At 60.5% G+C, this 16,101-nt stretch carries 14 protein-coding genes; 9 read left to right on the top strand and 5 right to left on the bottom strand.

Annotation, left to right across the window (positions count from 1 at the left end; all coding sequences use genetic code 11):
* The first annotated feature begins 87 nt into the window (after nt 1-87).
* The 4 genes from AC0Z4S_RS08240 (at nt 88) to gcvH (ending at nt 4,623) form a co-directional block, all read left to right on the top strand.
* The gene (locus AC0Z4S_RS08240) at nt 88-1,092 is read left to right on the top strand and encodes an extracellular solute-binding protein (protein WP_024014737.1); all 1,005 of its coding nucleotides are present in this window, start codon (nt 88-90) and stop codon (nt 1,090-1,092) included.
* A 244-nt stretch (nt 1,093-1,336) separates the two neighbouring features.
* Nucleotides 1,337-2,953 carry an ABC transporter permease gene (locus AC0Z4S_RS08245; RefSeq protein ID WP_485622635.1) on the top strand — a complete coding sequence of 539 codons (1,617 nt, stop codon included), beginning with the start codon at nt 1,337-1,339 and terminating at the stop codon, nt 2,951-2,953.
* 155 nt (nt 2,954-3,108) lie between these two features.
* On the top strand, nt 3,109-4,191 hold the full coding sequence (gcvT, locus tag AC0Z4S_RS08250) for a glycine cleavage system aminomethyltransferase GcvT (protein WP_485622636.1): 1,083 nt from the start codon (nt 3,109-3,111) through the stop codon (nt 4,189-4,191).
* Between the two features lie 48 nt (nt 4,192-4,239).
* A complete protein-coding gene (gcvH, locus tag AC0Z4S_RS08255) occupies nt 4,240-4,623 on the top strand; it encodes a glycine cleavage system protein GcvH (RefSeq protein WP_485622637.1) in 384 nt (127 codons plus the stop codon).
* A gap of 66 nt (nt 4,624-4,689) precedes the next feature.
* Here the strand turns inward: gcvH and AC0Z4S_RS08260 are convergent, their stop codons facing one another.
* The 3 genes from AC0Z4S_RS08260 to AC0Z4S_RS08270 form a co-directional block, all read right to left on the bottom strand.
* Nucleotides 4,690-5,010, bottom strand: a complete 321-nt coding sequence (locus tag AC0Z4S_RS08260; RefSeq protein ID WP_172667868.1) for a DUF2388 domain-containing protein — start codon at nt 5,008-5,010, stop codon at nt 4,690-4,692.
* A gap of 66 nt (nt 5,011-5,076) precedes the next feature.
* Nucleotides 5,077-6,861 carry a type IV pilus assembly ATPase TfpB gene (gene tfpB, locus AC0Z4S_RS08265; protein WP_485622638.1) on the bottom strand — a complete coding sequence of 595 codons (1,785 nt, stop codon included), beginning with the start codon at nt 6,859-6,861 and terminating at the stop codon, nt 5,077-5,079.
* A 92-nt stretch (nt 6,862-6,953) separates the two neighbouring features.
* Nucleotides 6,954-7,292: a hypothetical protein gene (locus tag AC0Z4S_RS08270; RefSeq protein ID WP_253496991.1), complete on the bottom strand. Its 339-nt coding sequence runs from the start codon at nt 7,290-7,292 to the stop codon at nt 6,954-6,956.
* A 126-nt stretch (nt 7,293-7,418) separates the two neighbouring features.
* On the opposite strand from AC0Z4S_RS08270, the gene AC0Z4S_RS08275 reads away from it, so the two are divergent.
* Complete coding sequence (locus AC0Z4S_RS08275; protein ID WP_471877060.1) at nt 7,419-7,883, top strand: Lrp/AsnC family transcriptional regulator; 465 nt, start codon at nt 7,419-7,421, stop codon at nt 7,881-7,883.
* Nucleotides 7,884-7,976: 93 nt separating this feature from the next.
* Here the strand turns inward: AC0Z4S_RS08275 and AC0Z4S_RS08280 are convergent, their stop codons facing one another.
* Complete coding sequence (locus tag AC0Z4S_RS08280) at nt 7,977-9,347, bottom strand: CYTH domain-containing protein (RefSeq protein ID WP_253496988.1); 1,371 nt, start codon at nt 9,345-9,347, stop codon at nt 7,977-7,979.
* A 156-nt stretch (nt 9,348-9,503) separates the two neighbouring features.
* Between AC0Z4S_RS08280 and argE the strand changes: the two genes are divergently transcribed.
* Together argE and argA are read left to right on the top strand one after the other, a co-directional pair.
* A complete protein-coding gene (argE, locus tag AC0Z4S_RS08285; protein WP_485622639.1) occupies nt 9,504-10,658 on the top strand; it encodes an acetylornithine deacetylase in 1,155 nt (384 codons plus the stop codon).
* 262 nt (nt 10,659-10,920) lie between these two features.
* Nucleotides 10,921-12,222: an amino-acid N-acetyltransferase gene (gene argA / locus AC0Z4S_RS08290; RefSeq protein ID WP_016772647.1), complete on the top strand. Its 1,302-nt coding sequence runs from the start codon at nt 10,921-10,923 to the stop codon at nt 12,220-12,222.
* Nucleotides 12,223-12,328: 106 nt separating this feature from the next.
* Here argA and tauA read toward each other — a convergent pair whose 3' ends face one another.
* Nucleotides 12,329-13,318: a taurine ABC transporter substrate-binding protein gene (gene tauA / locus AC0Z4S_RS08295; protein ID WP_485622650.1), complete on the bottom strand. Its 990-nt coding sequence runs from the start codon at nt 13,316-13,318 to the stop codon at nt 12,329-12,331.
* Between the two features lie 364 nt (nt 13,319-13,682).
* Between tauA and AC0Z4S_RS08300 the strand changes: the two genes are divergently transcribed.
* Nucleotides 13,683-15,026: an OprD family porin gene (locus AC0Z4S_RS08300; protein WP_253496982.1), complete on the top strand. Its 1,344-nt coding sequence runs from the start codon at nt 13,683-13,685 to the stop codon at nt 15,024-15,026.
* Nucleotides 15,027-15,317: 291 nt separating this feature from the next.
* Nucleotides 15,318-15,956: a peroxiredoxin gene (locus AC0Z4S_RS08305; protein WP_325717774.1), complete on the top strand. Its 639-nt coding sequence runs from the start codon at nt 15,318-15,320 to the stop codon at nt 15,954-15,956.
* Nucleotides 15,957-16,101 lie beyond the last annotated feature (145 nt).

Below are 16,101 nucleotides of genomic sequence, written 5' to 3' on the forward strand. Positions count from 1 at the left end.
GTAACGCCTTCCCCCAGTGTTCGATTGTGGTGGTAAATGTGAGTCCTTATCATTTGGCCCTCATTTCCCGACCGAGAGACCACTCCCATGTTGGCACCCAAGCGTCTTCTGACCGCACTGGCCTTGACCCTGATCGGCAGCACCACTGCCCAGGCTGCCGATGAGGTGGTGGTTTACTCGTCGCGTATCGATGAGCTGATCAAACCGGTATTCGATGCCTACACCGCCAAGACCGGGGTGAAGATCAAGTTCATCACCGACAAGGAAGCGCCGCTGATGCAGCGCATCAAGGCCGAAGGTGAAAACGCCACCGCCGATCTGCTGCTTACCGTCGATGCCGGCAACCTGTGGCAGGCCGAGCAGATGGGCATCCTTCAGCCATTCACCTCGAAAACCATCGACGCAAATATTCCCCTGCAATATCGCTCGTCCACTCATGCCTGGACCGGCCTGAGCCTGCGCGCACGGACCATCGCCTATTCCACCGAGCGGGTGAAGCCGGGCGAACTGACCACCTACGAAGCGCTGGCCGACAAAAACTGGGAAGGTCGCCTGTGCCTGCGCACGGCGAAGAAGGTCTACAACCAGTCGCTGACCGCGACCATGATCGAAGTTCACGGCGCCGAGAAGACCGAGAAGATCCTCAAGGGTTGGGTCAACAACCTGTCCACTGACGTGTTCTCCGATGATGTTGCAGTGCTGGAAGCGATCAATGCCGGGCAGTGCGACGTCGGCATCGTCAACACCTACTACTACGGTCGCCTGCACAAGCAGAAGCCTGAATTGCCAGTGAAGCTGTTCTGGCCGAATCAGGCTGATCGCGGCGTGCATGTGAACCTGTCCGGCATCGGCCTGACCAAACATGCACCACACCCGGAAGCGGCCAAGGCTCTGGTCGAGTGGATGACCACGCCTGAGGCGCAGAAGATTTTCGCTGATGTGAACCAGGAATTCCCGGCCAACCCGGCGGTGGCGCCATCGGAAGAAGTGGCGGCGTGGGGCAAGTTCGTGGCCGATACCCTGCCGGTAGAAGTGGCGGGCAAGCGTCAGGCTGAGGCGATCCGGATGATGGATCGGGCGGGTTGGAACTGAATCGTTTCGAAAGATTCGTTTGATTCAAAATCCAGCCCCTCACCCCAGCCCTCTCCCGGAGGGAGAGGGAGCGGATTTGTGTTGGATTCGAACCTGAGTTCGGCTCGGTACCTCAGATCGGCATAATACGTAAAAGCGACGCGGTCAGTTCCCTCTCCCTCCGGGAGAGGGCTAGGGTGAGGGCAGCGATCCCAACCTGAAATACGCAATCCAAGAACACGCCAATGCCTCCAGAGACCCTAAAGTGGCCCACCTCGCCCAACGCCGCTGGTACCCCATCGTCTTCACCATCGCCGCGCTGGTGCTGTTGCCGCTGAGCGTGCTGCTGCTGTCGTGGCAGACCATCGATCAGCAGATCTGGTCGCACCTGTGGGAAACCCAGATGCCGCGTCTGCTCGGCAATACCCTGACGCTGATCCTCGGCGTCGGTATCGGCGTGACCCTGCTGGGTGTCAGCCTGGCCTGGCTCACCAGCCTCTGCGAGTTCCCCGGCCGGCGCTGGCTCGACTGGGCACTGATGCTGCCCTTCGCCATTCCCGCCTATGTACTGGCCTTTGTTTTCGTTGGCCTGCTCGACTTCGCCGGCCCCGTGCAGACCTTGCTGCGCGAATGGTTCGGCACCGGCCTGCGCCTGCCGCGGGTGCGATCCACCGGCGGGGTGATCGTGGTGCTGGTGCTGGTCTTTTATCCTTACGTTTATCTGCTGGCGCGCACCGCATTCCTGGCCCAGGGCAAAGGCCTGATGGAAGCGGCGCGGGTGCTCGGGCAATCGCCGTGGCAGGCGTTCTGGCGGGTCGCGTTGCCGATGGCGCGTCCGGCGATTGGCGCGGGCGTGGCGCTGGCGCTGATGGAAACCCTCGCCGATTTCGGCGCGGTGTCGGTGTTCAACTTCGACACCTTCACCACGGCAATCTACAAGACCTGGTACGGCTTCTTCAGCCTGCCCAGCGCCGCGCAACTGGCCAGTCTGTTGCTGCTGGTGGTGATGCTGGTGCTGTACGGCGAACGCCGGGCACGCGGGGCGAATCGGGCCAGCAATGAGCGGCCACGGGTAAAAGCGCTGTATCACCTGCGCGGGGTCAAGGCGTTGGCGGCGACGGGCTGGTGTGCCCTGGTGTTCGCCTGCGCCTTCGTCATCCCGGTGCTGCAACTGATCGTCTGGTTCTGGCAGCGCGGACGCTTCGATCTGGACGAGCGCTACGCCGGGCTGATCCTGCACACGCTTTACCTGGGCGCGATGGCGGCGCTGATTACCGTCAGCGTTGCGATGTTGCTGGCGTTCGCCCGGCGTCTGGCGCCGACCCAGACGATCAACTCCGGCGTCGGTCTGGCCAATCTCGGCTACGCGTTGCCCGGTTCGGTGCTGGCGGTGTCGATCATGCTCGCTTTCAGTTATCTGGATCGTGAACTGGTGATTCCGCTCTCCGCGTGGCTCGGCGGTGCCGGCAAACCACTGTTGCTCGGCAGCCTCGCCGCTTTGCTCATGGCTTATCTGGTGCGCTTTATCGCCGTCGCTTACGGGCCGCTGGAAAGCAGTCTGGCGCGTATACGGCCATCTTTGCCCGAAGCGGCACGTAGCCTGGGTGTCAGTGGGCCGCGACTGTTTTTCAAAGTGTATCTGCCGCTGTTGCTGCCCGGCACCTTGAGCGCCGCGTTGCTGGTGTTCGTCGATGTGCTCAAGGAAATGCCCGCGACCCTGCTGATGCGCCCGTTTGGCTGGGACACGCTGGCGGTGCGCATCTTTGAAATGACCAGCGAAGGTGAGTGGGCGAGGGCGTCATTGCCTGCGCTGACCCTGGTGCTGGTTGGTCTATTGCCAGTGATCGGATTGATTCGACGCTCAGCGCACCGAAACACTTAGTAGTGAGTCCTACATCATGCGGCTACAATGCGCGGCATTCGGTGCGGTTCGTCTGACAGACCCGTGCGCTGGAATCGGCTGAAAGCCTTATCCATCAAGGCTTTCAGCCGTATAGCGGCGGTCCGCACCCTCGCCACGCCCGGAAGGAGAAACCCATGGGACAGCGTACGCCTCTGTATGACCTGCACCTCGCGCTCGGCGCGAAGATGGTCGATTTTGGCGGTTGGGACATGCCACTGCATTACGGCTCGCAAGTCGAGGAGCACCACGAAGTGCGCCGCGATTGCGGGGTGTTCGATGTTTCCCATATGACCGTGATCGATGTCACCGGCGCCCAGGCCAAGGCCTGGCTCCAGCATCTGCTGGCCAACGATGTCGAACGTCTGCACCGCCCCGGCCGGGCGTTGTACAGCACCATGCTCAATGAGCGCGGCGGCATCGTCGACGACATGATCGTCTATCGCCTCGACGACGCGTACCGGCTGGTGTTCAACGCCTCGACCCGCGATCAGGATCTGGCGTGGATGAACGCGCAACTCGGTACATACGACGTGCAGTTGCACGAGCGCTCCGAGCTGGCAATGCTCGCCATCCAGGGCCCGCAGGCCCGGCACAAGATTGCCGAACTGGTCACCCAGTCCCGCGCCACGCTGATCCAGCAACTCAAACCTTTCGAAGGCGCCATTGACGGTGACTGGTTCATCGCGCGCACCGGGTACACCGGTGAGGATGGCCTGGAAATCTGCCTGCCGGCCCATCAGGCGCCGGGCTTCTTCAACGACCTGGTCGGCGCCGGTATTTCCCCGATTGGCCTTGGTGCTCGCGATACGTTGCGTGTCGAGGCCGGGATGAACCTCTACGGCCAGGACATCCACCAGGACGTTTCGCCGCTGGCCTCGAACATGGCCTGGAGCATCGCCTGGGAACCGGCCTCGCGTCAGTTCATCGGCCGCGCGGCGCTGGAGGCGGAAAAAGCCGCCGGCGTGGCGCACAAACTGGTCGGTCTGGTGCTGGAAGAACGCGGGGTTTTACGCGCTCACCAAGTGGTTCGCATCGCCGATGTTGGCGAAGGGGAGATCACCAGTGGTAGTTTCTCTCCTACGCTGAGCAAATCGATTGCCCTGGCGCGTGTACCGATGGCAACTGCCGACCGCGCCGAAGTGGAAATTCGTGGCAAGTGGTACCCGGTGCGAGTGGTCAAACCGACCTTCGTACGCCATGGCAAGACTTTGATCTAACCTTTTCTGGCGGGCACAACCGCTGACCAATTCCTGAGGAAACCGAAGATGAGCGATATCCCTGCCGAACTGCGTTTTGCCGAAAGTCATGAATGGGCACGTCTGGAAGCCGACGGCAGCGTCACCGTGGGCATCAGCGATCACGCGCAGGAAGCGCTGGGCGACGTGGTATTCGTCGAACTGACCGAAGTCGGCAAGGTGTTCGCCGCCGGTGATCAATCCGGCGTGGTCGAGTCGGTGAAAGCCGCCTCCGACATCTACGCCCCGGTCAGCGGCGTAGTCATCGCGATCAACGAAGAGCTGGGCGGCTCGCCCGAGTTGCTGAACTCCGACCCGTACGGCGCGTGGATCTTCAAGCTCAAGCCAAGCGACAAGGCCGAGCTGGACAAGCTGCTGGATGCTGGTGCGTACAAGGCTGCCATCGGCGAGTAATTCGCTGTCTGAAATCCGGACAAAAAAATGCCGCTCAATCGAGCGGCATTTTTCATGGGGCAAGGCTTACTCGGAAGCCACGGCGTTCTTCGCCAGAATTGCGTTCGCCAGTTCCATGTCCGAGGCCTGCAGGCCCGGGTTGTCGGCGCGGACTTTCTGCATCGCGGCTTCCAGATACGGACCACGGATACCGCCGTCACTGGCAACGAAGCTGCCGGCGTCGTCCTGAGCGGCAACGATCAGCTTGTGATCCTTGAAGGTCAGGTAAGTCGAACCGGTGGTGGCACCGGAGGAAATGACGTTACGCCAAAAGCTGTCCGCCATGGCCGAACCAACGGGAAGCGACAGCAGGGCCAGGGTGGCGACAGCAAGTTTGAGACGCATGATGGGGTGACTCCTGGGGATTGACTACGGCGTTGGATCGGCGATCCATCGATCCAGTTCCGTGGCGACTTATTTCGACTCACTTTGCGGCGTTACCCGCAGCACTTCCTCCACTGTGGTCAGCCCTGCGGCAACTTTTTGCGCGCCTGACAGGCGCAGGCTGCGCATGCCTTCCTTGAATGCCTGGCGGCGGATGGCCGTCAGGTCGGTGTCCGGGTTGATCAGCGCCTTGAGGCCGTCGCTCAGTTGCATGATTTCGTAGACCCCGGCGCGGCCGCGATAGCCGGTGTCGCGGCATTCCAGGCAGCCGATCGCTCGCTGCGCATTGCTCGGCAGCGGCGCCTGCCAGGGTCGGGTCAGGGTTTGCCAGTCTTCATCCTCGAGCGTCAGCGGCGCCTTGCAGTGCGGGCACAAAGTGCGCACCAGACGCTGAGCCATGACGCCCAATACGGTCGCTTTGATCAGGTAATGCGGCACGCCGAGTTCGAGCAAACGGCTGATGGCGCTCGGCGCATCGTTGGTGTGCAGCGTCGACAGGACCAAGTGCCCGGTGAGCGCGGCCTGAATCGCCATTTCCGCAGTTTCCAGATCGCGGATCTCGCCGATCATGATGATGTCCGGGTCCTGTCGCATCAGCGCGCGCACCCCGGCGGCGAAGGTCAGTTCGATGTTGTGCTGAACCTGCATCTGGTTGAAGGCCGGCTCGACCATTTCGATCGGGTCCTCGATGGTGCAGAGGTTGACCTCCGGCGTCGCCAGTTTTTTCAGCGTGGTGTACAGGGTGGTGGTCTTGCCCGAACCGGTCGGCCCGGTGACCAGAATGATGCCGTTGGGCTGGCGGGTCATGTCCTGCCAGCGCCGCAGGTCGTCGGCGCTGAAACCCAACTGGTCGAAATTTTTCAGCAGCACTTCCGGGTCGAAAATCCGCATGACCATTTTTTCGCCGAACGCCGTCGGCAAGGTCGACAAACGCAATTCCACTTCGCCGCCGTCCGGGGTCTTGGTCTTGACCCGGCCATCCTGGGGTTTGCGCTTTTCCGCGACGTTCATGCGACCGAGGCTTTTCAGGCGGCTGACAATCGCCATGGTCACCTGCGGCGGGAATTGATAGACGTTGTGCAACACGCCGTCGATGCGAAAGCGCACGGTGCCGTGCTCGCGGCGCGGTTCGATGTGGATATCGCTGGCGCGCTGCTGGAAGGCGTACTGGAACAGCCAGTCGACGATGTTGACGATGTGTGCGTCGTTGGCGTCCGGCTCCTGATCGCTGGCGCCGAGGTTGAGCAGTTGTTCGAAATTGCCGAGGTTGCCGCTCTGGGCGTCGGCATTGCTGGCGCCGCTGACCGATTTGGCCAGCCGGAAAAATTCGACGCTGAAGCGCTGGATATCGACCGGGTTGGCCACGACCCGTTTGATCGGCAGCTTCAATACGTGGGTCAGATCGGCTTCCCAACCGTTGACGTAAGGTTGGGCGCTGGCCACGGTCACCGCATCGCGATCCACGGCGACGGCAAGGATTTTGTGCCGTTGGGCGAAGGCATACGACATCAGTGGTGTGATCGCTGCAACGTTGATTTTCAGCGGATCAATGCGCATATACGGCTGGCCGGCCTGTTGCGCCAGCCACAGGGTCAGGCTTTCCAGGTCCAGATGTTTGCCCGGACGGCTGAGGTCGTCGAGTTGCTGGCTGGCGATGAACTCCAGCGGATGCATCTGCCCGTGAGCAGCATGGCGACGCCTGGCATTGAGCGCCTGTTCCGCCGCGTCCTGGCAGATGAAGCCTTGGGCGACCAGTTCACGCAGTACATCGTTGAGGTCCAGCCAGCGGTCCTGAGTGACAAATTGAACGGACATGTGGCTTTCCTTTTTAAGCGTCATGCCCAAAAGGATAGTCGTGGCGCTGCTGACCGTTGGGCCACTACCCGACGAAGCCGTTGCCGGATCTGTCAGCCGGCGGCTTGCACGGGCGCCTGCCATGCTGCATCGGCATTGTGCAAATCCACCGAGCAGACGCTGATCAGGTTACGCAGTTTTTCCGCGATCACTTGCGCGCGATGCCAGCTCAAGCCGCTCATCAGCAGATCGATCGACAGCAGATCGTCCTGGCGCTGGACGTTGACCTGCTCCGGCGTCAGGCACTGCAAGGCGAACAGATTCAATACCCGCACCAGCAGATCCGGCTCGGCCTCGGCGAGGATCTGGTACTGCGCCAGGCAGTGGGCGTTATTGACGTTCCAGACATCGGCGCGGGTGGCGGGGCTGTTCACGGCTTCAAGGTGCGGCATGGCGAGTCTCCATAAGTGCTGGAGAAATTTTTACATTCGGTGCGGGGTATTTCTTGGCTATGATCGGCGGCTAATGGGATTTATCGAAAGATATGATTCGTGAAAACTGATCTTTGAGGATTTTTTATGCACAGCGAGCTCGATGGCTATGATCGCAAGATCCTCGCCTTGCTGCAGGAAGACGCCTCGCTGTCGAGCGCGCAGATCGCCGAGCAGGTCGGCCTGTCGCAATCGCCGTGCTGGCGGCGGATTCAGCGGATGAAGGAGGAGGGCATCATTCGCGGGCAGGTGACCTTACTTGATCGCAAGAAGATCGGCCTGAACACGCAAATCTTCGCCGAGATCAAACTCAACGCCCACGGCCGTTCGAACTTCACCGAATTCACCGAGGCAATACGCGGCTTTCCGGAAGTGCTGGAGTGTTACGTACTGATGGGCGCGGTGGACTTCATGTTGCGCATCGTCGCGGCGGACATCGAGGCGTACGAGCGGTTCTTCTTCGAGAAGCTGTCGCTGGTACCGGGGATACAGGAAGTGAATTCGATCGTGGCGCTGTCGGAGATCAAATCCACCACGAGCCTGCCGGTCTAGCAAAAAAGCAAAAGATCGCAGCCTTCGGCAGCTCCTACAGGGGAATGCATTCCAAAGGTAGGAGCTGCCGAAGGCTGCGATCTTTTAGCGGTGTTACACGCGCAGGAGGGTTTTCCAGGCGCGGTTCTGGTACACCGCAATCGCCTGATGCTTGCGCGCATCGAGCAGTTCGTCGGTGATGGTCGGCTCGTTGGCCAGTTGCGCCAGTTTGTTCAGTTCACCGTACAGGCGATCCATTTCCGGAATGTCCAGCACGTTGCGCGCGTGGTGCAGCCAGACCTGAATGCGCTCGATACGCGGCAGTTGCTCGGCGAGATCTTCCGGCTGTTGCTGGTAGCGCTGCAACTGCAGAGCGGTGGCTTCTTCGCCCAGCAGACGCGGCAACCAGCTGTGCAGTTGCGCGTCACCCTGACGGTTGCCGCGAGTGTTGCGGTCGGCGGTCCAGGTACGGGCCAGCAGCCAGCGTGAAGCGTTCAGCGAGAACTGACCCCAGCGTGGGTCTTCCAGCTCTTCGAGGAACTGCTCGGGCGCGGCTTTGCGCACGTCCTCGTCTTCGATGCCGACCTGCACCAGCGGGCGCCAGTCTTCCAGCAAGGCATCCAGGGCCACACGCAAATCGTGAGTCGACTGACGCGGTGCCGCTTGACCGAGGCTGCTGAGCAGGGCGCGCATTTCCGCGAGGTTCTCGACCCAGTCCTGCAGCAGGCGCCAGTGGCCGTTGAAGCGATATTGTTCGGCCAGACGCTGGCTGCTGCCGAGAAGATGCCAGCTCAGCGCGGCGAAGGCGTCGTCGAGACGGGTTTCGGTGGTCAGCTGCGGCGCTGGCAGGCTCAGCGAGTAGCTGTTGGCGTCGTGCAGACGATAGCCGCGCTCGGCCTTGCTGATGTCGCATGGCATCAACGCCAGGGTTTCAGCCAGTTCGGCAGCCAGTTCCAGCAGTGCAGCAGGCTCGCCTTCGCGCAGCTCCAGTTCCAGTTCGCAGATTTCTTCTTTCTGCTTGCCGACCACCACATGGCCGAGATCCAGCGCCGCTTCGATGACGACTTTGGTCTTGCCACGACCCCAGGCGATTTCCGCGCGCTCGCGGACGAAATCGGTGGTGAAGATCGGCTTGAGGGTTTTCTTGTCCAGCTCGGCCAGCGCCTCGGGCCAGCATTCGCCGTCGAGTTTCTTTACGTCGAGTTTGGCTTTCGGCAGTTTCCAATCGTACTCGTTACGCTCGGACAGACCGGCGACGCTCTGGCCACGGGTCTTGAGGGTCTGAATTACTTCGTCACCGTCCTTGCGCAGGCGCAGGGCGACTTTGGCCTGGGCCAGGTCGCGCTCGGGGGTGTCGAAATACTGGTTCATCAACTCACGGCGTTCCCAGCCACTTTTGTTGCGTTTCTTCAGCAGCGGGTGCTCGCGCAGGGCAGCGAGGGTTTCGCGGCTGACGCGGAGTTTGATTTCGGTTTCTTTTTGCATGGCCGGAACATCCAGAATCGGGAGCGCAGCCGGGGGAATGTGTGGCTGCCAAGGCCGTGCAGTGTACAGCAGTCAAACTTCCTACGCCCTGCGGCGGTTTATTCCGCGCGCCGGATGGTTCTATAGTGGGCCTCAATCCGGGACCTGGAGTCAGTGATGCCATTGCCGTCCATGCAAGACCAGTTCGCCGCGCTGATTGCCGCGCCATCGGTCAGCTGTACCCAACCGAACCTGGACCAGTCCAACCGCGCCGTCATCGATCTGCTCGCTGGCTGGCTCGGTGACCTGGGTTTCAGCTGCGATATCCAGCAGGTCAGCCCCGGCAAATTCAATCTGCTTGCCAGTATCGGCAGCGGTCCCGGCGGCCTGGTGCTGGCCGGACACAGCGACACCGTGCCTTATGACGACGCGTTGTGGCAGACCGACCCGCTGAAGCTCACTGAAGTCGATGGCCGCTGGGTGGGGCTTGGCAGTTGTGACATGAAGGGCTTCTTTGCACTGATCATCGAAGCCGTGCAGCCGCTGCTCGATCAGCCGTTCAAACAGCCATTGCTGATCCTCGCCACCTGCGACGAAGAAAGCTCGATGTCCGGCGCCCGCGCGCTGGCCGAGGCCGGGCAGCCATTGGGCCGCGCGGCGGTGATCGGCGAGCCGACCGGGCTCAAGCCAATCCGCATGCACAAAGGCATCATGATGGAGCGCATCGACATCCTCGGGCAGAGCGGCCACTCGTCCGATCCGCGTCTGGGTCACAGCGCCCTTGAGGCGATGCATGATGCCATCGGCGAACTGCGCGGCCTGCGCCTGTTGTGGCAGCGCGAATTCAGCAATCCGCAATTCAGCGTGCCGCAACCGACGATGAACTTCGGCTGCATTCATGGCGGCGACAACCCCAATCGCATCTGCGGCCAGTGTTCGCTGGAGTTCGATTTGCGGCCGTTGCCAGGCATGGACCCCAACGTGCTGCGCGCGGAAATCCTGCGCAAGCTCAACCCGGTGGCCGAGCGGCACAAAGTGAAAATCGATTACAAACCGCTGTTCCCGGAAGTGCCGCCGTTCGAGCAGGCCGAGGATGCCGAACTGGTGCGCATCGCCGAAAAACTCACCGGCCATCGTGCCGAAGCAGTAGCGTTCGGCACCGAAGCGCCTTATCTTCAGCGCCTCGGCTGCGAAACCATCGTGCTTGGCCCCGGCGACATTGCCTGTGCGCATCAGCCGGGGGAATACCTTGAAATGTCACGTTTGCAGCCTACCGTGCATCTGATTCGGCAGTTGATTGAACATTACTGCCTGACGACAGACGAACGATGATGGCCCTATGTGGGAGCGAGCCTGCTCGCGAAAGCGTTTTGTCAGTCGCCATTGATGAACCTGATTCACCGCTTTCGCGAGCAGGCTCGCTCCCACAGGGTTAAATGTCCTGCATCAATTCGGTAAATTGCCTGCACCCCAACCCGTATTCATGAGGAGAGCGCGCGTGTCGCCAAGCCTGTTCCGACGATAACCATCAGCCCGCTGTGCGTTTTTCGTTTCGCCCCTTTTTTCGGCTGCTCTTTATTACAGGCCCAGGTTCATGCCCGAATACGTCAATTGGCTTCGCCACGCGTCTCCCTACATCAATGCCCACCGCGATTGCACCTTCGTCGTCATGCTTCCCGGCGACGGCGTCGAGCATCCGAATTTCGGCAATATCGTCCACGACCTGGTCTTGCTGCACAGCCTCGGCGTGCGTCTGGTGCTGGTGCACGGTTCGCGCCCGCAGATCGAAACCCGCCTCGCCGCCCGTGGCCTGACCCCGCATTACCATCACGGCATGCGCATCACCGATGCCGCGACCCTGGAATGTGTGATCGATGCGGTCGGCCAGTTGCGCATCGCCATCGAAGCGCGCCTGTCGATGGACATGGCCTCGTCGCCGATGCAGGGCTCACGCTTGCGCGTGGCCAGCGGCAACCTGGTCACGGCGCGGCCGATCGGCGTGCTGGAAGGCGTCGACTATCACCACACCGGCGAAGTGCGTCGGGTCGACCGCAAGGGCATCAACCGCCTGCTCGACGAGCGTTCGATCGTGCTGCTGTCGCCGCTGGGCTACTCGCCGACCGGTGAGATTTTCAACCTTGCCTGCGAAGACGTCGCCACCCGCGCCGCGATTGATCTGGGCGCGGACAAGCTGCTGTTGTTCGGCGCCGAGCTCGGCCTGATCGACGAGAACGGCAAACTGGTGCGCGAACTGCGCCCGCAACAAGTGCCGGCCCATTTGCAGCGCCTGGGCATGAGCAATTATCAAGCGGAGCTGCTCGATGCCGCCGCTGAAGCCTGTCGTGGCGGCGTGGCGCGCAGCCATATCGTCAGTTACGCCGAGGACGGCGCGCTGCTGACCGAACTGTTCACCCGTGACGGTGGCGGTACGCTGGTCGCGCAAGAGCAATTCGAGCTGGTGCGCGAGGCGGCGATTGAAGACGTCGGTGGCCTGCTCGACCTGATCAGTCCGCTGGAAGAGCAGGGCATTCTGGTGCGTCGCTCCCGCGAAGTGCTGGAGCGCGAGATCGAGCAGTTCAGCGTGGTCGAGCGTGAAGGGATGATCATTGCTTGTGCGGCGCTGTATCAGATCGCTGACTCCGATGCCGGCGAACTGGCGTGCCTGGCGGTGAATCCGGAATACCGCCATGGCGGGCGCGGCGACGAGTTGCTCGAGCGCATCGAAACCCGGGCGCGGGCGCAGGGTTTGAAAACCCTGTTCGTGCTCACCACCCGCACAGCGCACTGGTTCCGCGAGCGCGGGTTCGAACCGAGCAGCGTCGAACGCCTGCCAGCGGCGCGGGCGTCGCTGTACAACTATCAGCGCAATTCGAAGATTTTTGAAAAAACTCTGTAAAACCGTGTTGCTCCATTCGCGAGCAGGTCGCACCGTCGCTCCCACAGGAAAGCGCATTCCAGTGTGGGAGCGACGGTGCGACGATTCGACCTGCTCGCGAAGCTTTTTACTGGGTGATGAATTTCGCGCTGACGTACGGCGAGTAATCCGGCAGCACCGTCTCGACCTTGCCCTGTTCTTTCAGGAATTTCGCCGTTTCAGCAATTGCCTTCGCGGTGCCGCCGTCCAGCAGCGCCGTGGTTTGCTGCGCCTTCGCGTCAGGGAATGCCGAACCGGCGAGTAGTTCTGGAACATCCGCTGCGTTGGCACCGGTCAGTTTGGCGATTTTCTGCACAGGCACCGAGTCGGCTGTCCAGCTGTCCTTGTGCGCGGCGTAATCAGCGAACGAGTCCAGGGTGACCTGGGCAAACTTGGCCACGACCTCGGGATGCTTCTCGGCAAAATCCTTGCGCGCGACCCACACCTCGAAGGTCGGCGCACCCCACTGGCCGACTTGTCCGGCGTCGGTCAGGGTCTTGCCGGTCTTGCGAATCTCACCGAGGGCCGGTGACCAGACAAACGCACCATCAATGTCGCCACGCTTCCACGCAGCGGCGATTTCCGCTGGTTGCAGATTGACCACTTTGACTTGCGAAGGATTCAGGCCCCAGTGCTTCAGCGCCCCAAGAAGGCTGTAGTGCGAGGTCGATACGAACGGCGTGGCGATGGTCTTGCCGATCAGGTCCTGCGGTTTGTCGATGCCGCTGCCGTTGCGCACCACCAAGGCTTCAGCGGCATTGATCTGCGCCGAAACAATAAACGCCACGATCGGCAGATTACGTGACGCCGCCGCAGCCAGTGGGCTGGAGCCAAGGTTGCCGATCTGCACGTCGCCAGAAGCAATGGCTGTCACTACTTCCGGGCCGCTGTTGAAGCGGCGCCAGTCGATCTTCTCGCCAATGGTTTTCTCATAGACGCCGTCGGCCTGCGGCACCTTGCTCGGGTCGATGCCGGTTTGGTAGCCAACAGTCAGACCGGCGGCGTGTGCGGAAAAACAAAACAGTGCCGACACACAAACTGTAACAAATTGACTTGATAGTGCGCGTTTCGCCATGATGCGTCGCCTTTTCGATGGGATTTGCCGTGTTGGGAGTACGGCAAAGCTAATCGATCTAAAAAAAGGTCAACAAATACCATTTAGGAATGAGCTTAGGCGCCGATACGCTGTTTCCCGGCGCGGATGGCCATTAATGGGCCATATACCTGAATGGTATGAAAAAGAATGAATAAATTCTTTTTGGGATTATCAGGAAGTCTTTACGCTGCAGGGACCAAATCACTAGCGATTAGACGATGGTCGTAGACACACAAGGTTACGATTGACTTGGCAGTCACGGTCTGGCGCTAATCGCGAATCTTAGGATTCAGGGCAAATCGACCCCGAACCAGGAACACAAGAATTAGAACGAGAGGAGCGATACATGAACAAGTCCACCTTGGCCCTGGCTGTGGCCGTTGGGGTTATGGCGCAGCAGGCAGGCGCCGCCGGTTTCATCGAAGACAGCAAGGCTACTCTGGGTCTGCGCAACTTCTACATCAACACTGATAACCGTGACGGCGCTGGCGCCAACAAGAACGAAGAATGGGGCCAAGGCTTCGATCTGCGTTTCATCTCCGGTTACACCCAAGGCACCGTCGGTTTCGGTCTCGACGCCATCGGCCTGCTGGGCATCCGTCTTGATTCGGGCGGCGGCACCAACGGCAACAGCGGCACCGCTTACGGCGGCACCGTGTTCCCGAGCGAGTCCAACGGTAAAGCCGTGGACAACTTCTCCAGCCTGGGTCTGACTGCCAAAGCCAAGATCTCCCAGACTGAACTGAAGCTGGGTACCTTGCAGCCGAAGAACCCGGTCATCGTTACTAACGACGGTCGTCTGCTGCCGCAAACCTGGCAGGGTGGCCAGATCACATCCGGCGAGATCAAGGACCTGACTCTGGTCGGTGGTCAGATCGAAGCGGTAAAAGGTCGTAACTCCAGCAACAACGAAAACCTTTCGATCGGCGGCGCCAACACCCGCGGCACGGCTTTCCGTGACAGCAACAAGTTCATCTACGCCGGTGGTGACTACAAGATCACCAAGGACCTGACTGCCCAGTACTACTACGGCAACCTGGAAGATTTCTACAAGCAGCACTTCCTCGGTCTGGTGCACAACTGGTCGATCGGCCCGGGCGTGTTGAAGTCTGACCTGCGTTACTTCAACAGCTCAGACGACGGCAAGAACGGCACTGACTCGGCTTACTACAGCTCGGGTAACTACACCGGTTTCCGTAACGGCCGTGGTGAAGTCGACAACAACCTGTACAGCGGTCTGTTCCTGTACACCGTTGCCGGTCACACCTTTGGTGGTGGTTATCAGGTTTCCAACGGCAGCAGCGATTTCCCTTGGCTGAACCAGGGTGACGGTTCGTCGAACTACACCATCACCGACATGCAGATCCAGAAGTTCGGCCGCGCCGGTGAGAAAACCTGGCAGGCTCGCTACTCCTACGACTTCGCCAAGGTCGGCGTACCTGGCCTGACCGCCGGTGTGGTTTACCTCAAAGGTGACAGCATCGACACCGTAGGCACCAATGGTCGCGAGAGCGCGTCGAACCGCTCCGAGTGGGAACGCGACTTCACCATCGGTTACGTAGTACCGGAAGGCCCGTTCAAGAACGTCGGCCTGATGTGGAAAAACGCTGTATGGCGCACCGACTTGCCGAACACCCGTTCGCAGGACGAAAACCGCCTGATCGTCAGCTACTCGATCCCGCTGCTGTAATTACGCGGCTCGATTCGCAGACAAAAAAAGCCCCGTCCGGCATCGCGCCGGACGGGGCTTTTGCGTTTCGAGTCAGGCTCACCCCCGTAAGCCCTTCCCGATTCCCTCTTTGCTGCAACTCAAGGCCTTCTCGAACCTTGCGTTGGATGTTCGTCGCGATGCGGGCCAGTGTCCAATGAACAGATGTTTAATATTCATTAATGATCTAGATATCTAGTTATTTATTCTTTTTCACACTGATCGATCCCGGGCTACAGTTGTTCTCTCCCATCCCTTATCAGGAGCAGCACCATGAGCCTCAGACTCGGCGACATCGCCCCCGATTTCGAACAGGACTCCAGCGCCGGCAAGATTCGTTTCCACGAATGGCTGGGCGATAGCTGGGGCGTGCTGTTTTCCCATCCGGCGGATTTCACCCCGGTGTGCACCACCGAGCTGGGTTTCACCGCCAAGCTCAAGGATGAATTCAGCCAGCGCGGCGTAAAAGCCATCGCGCTGTCGGTCGACCCGGTGGACTCGCACCACAAGTGGATCGAGGACATCAATGAAACCCAGAACACCATCGTCAATTTCCCGATTCTGGCCGATGCCGATCGCAAGGTCTCCGATCTCTACGACCTGATCCATCCGAACGCCAATGACACGCTGACCGTACGTTCACTGTTCGTCATTGATCCGAACAAGAAAATCCGCCTGACTATCACCTATCCGGCGAGCACCGGGCGCAACTTCCACGAGATCCTGCGGGTGATCGATTCGCTGCAACTCACCGACAACTACAAGGTGGCCACCCCGGCCAACTGGCAGGACGGTGAAGAAGTGGTGATCGTGCCGTCGCTAAAGGACGAGGAGGAGATCAAGCAGCGCTTCCCCAAAGGTTATCGTGCAGTGAAGCCGTACCTGCGCCTGACGCCACAGCCGAATCGTTAAGATCAAAAGATCGCATCCTGCGGCAGCTCCTACAGGAGTATGCCGGAGCCTGTAGATACCGTCTTGAGCCTCACCGGGCAAGCGCAAGTTGCGGGTCATATGGCAGTCCTGACTTGAGCACTCCGTAAACGAAGTGCAGCAGCTT

It is taken from the genome of Pseudomonas sp. 1L-B-1-E-C1 (genome assembly GCF_057291835.1).

Coding starts and splice junctions, on each gene's coding strand:
- AC0Z4S_RS08240 (WP_024014737.1), top strand. CDS start 88: ATGTTGGCACCCAAGCGTCTTCTGACCGCACTGGCCTTGACCCTGATC.
- gcvT (WP_485622636.1), top strand. CDS start 3,109: ATGGGACAGCGTACGCCTCTGTATGACCTGCACCTCGCGCTCGGCGCG.
- gcvH (WP_485622637.1), top strand. CDS start 4,240: ATGAGCGATATCCCTGCCGAACTGCGTTTTGCCGAAAGTCATGAATGG.
- tfpB (WP_485622638.1), bottom strand. CDS start 6,861: ATGTCCGTTCAATTTGTCACTCAGGACCGCTGGCTGGACCTCAACGAT.
- AC0Z4S_RS08270 (WP_253496991.1), bottom strand. CDS start 7,292: ATGCCGCACCTTGAAGCCGTGAACAGCCCCGCCACCCGCGCCGATGTC.
- AC0Z4S_RS08275 (WP_471877060.1), top strand. CDS start 7,419: ATGCACAGCGAGCTCGATGGCTATGATCGCAAGATCCTCGCCTTGCTG.
- AC0Z4S_RS08280 (WP_253496988.1), bottom strand. CDS start 9,347: ATGCAAAAAGAAACCGAAATCAAACTCCGCGTCAGCCGCGAAACCCTC.
- argE (WP_485622639.1), top strand. CDS start 9,504: ATGCCATTGCCGTCCATGCAAGACCAGTTCGCCGCGCTGATTGCCGCG.
- argA (WP_016772647.1), top strand. CDS start 10,921: ATGCCCGAATACGTCAATTGGCTTCGCCACGCGTCTCCCTACATCAAT.
- AC0Z4S_RS08300 (WP_253496982.1), top strand. CDS start 13,683: ATGAACAAGTCCACCTTGGCCCTGGCTGTGGCCGTTGGGGTTATGGCG.
- AC0Z4S_RS08305 (WP_325717774.1), top strand. CDS start 15,318: ATGAGCCTCAGACTCGGCGACATCGCCCCCGATTTCGAACAGGACTCC.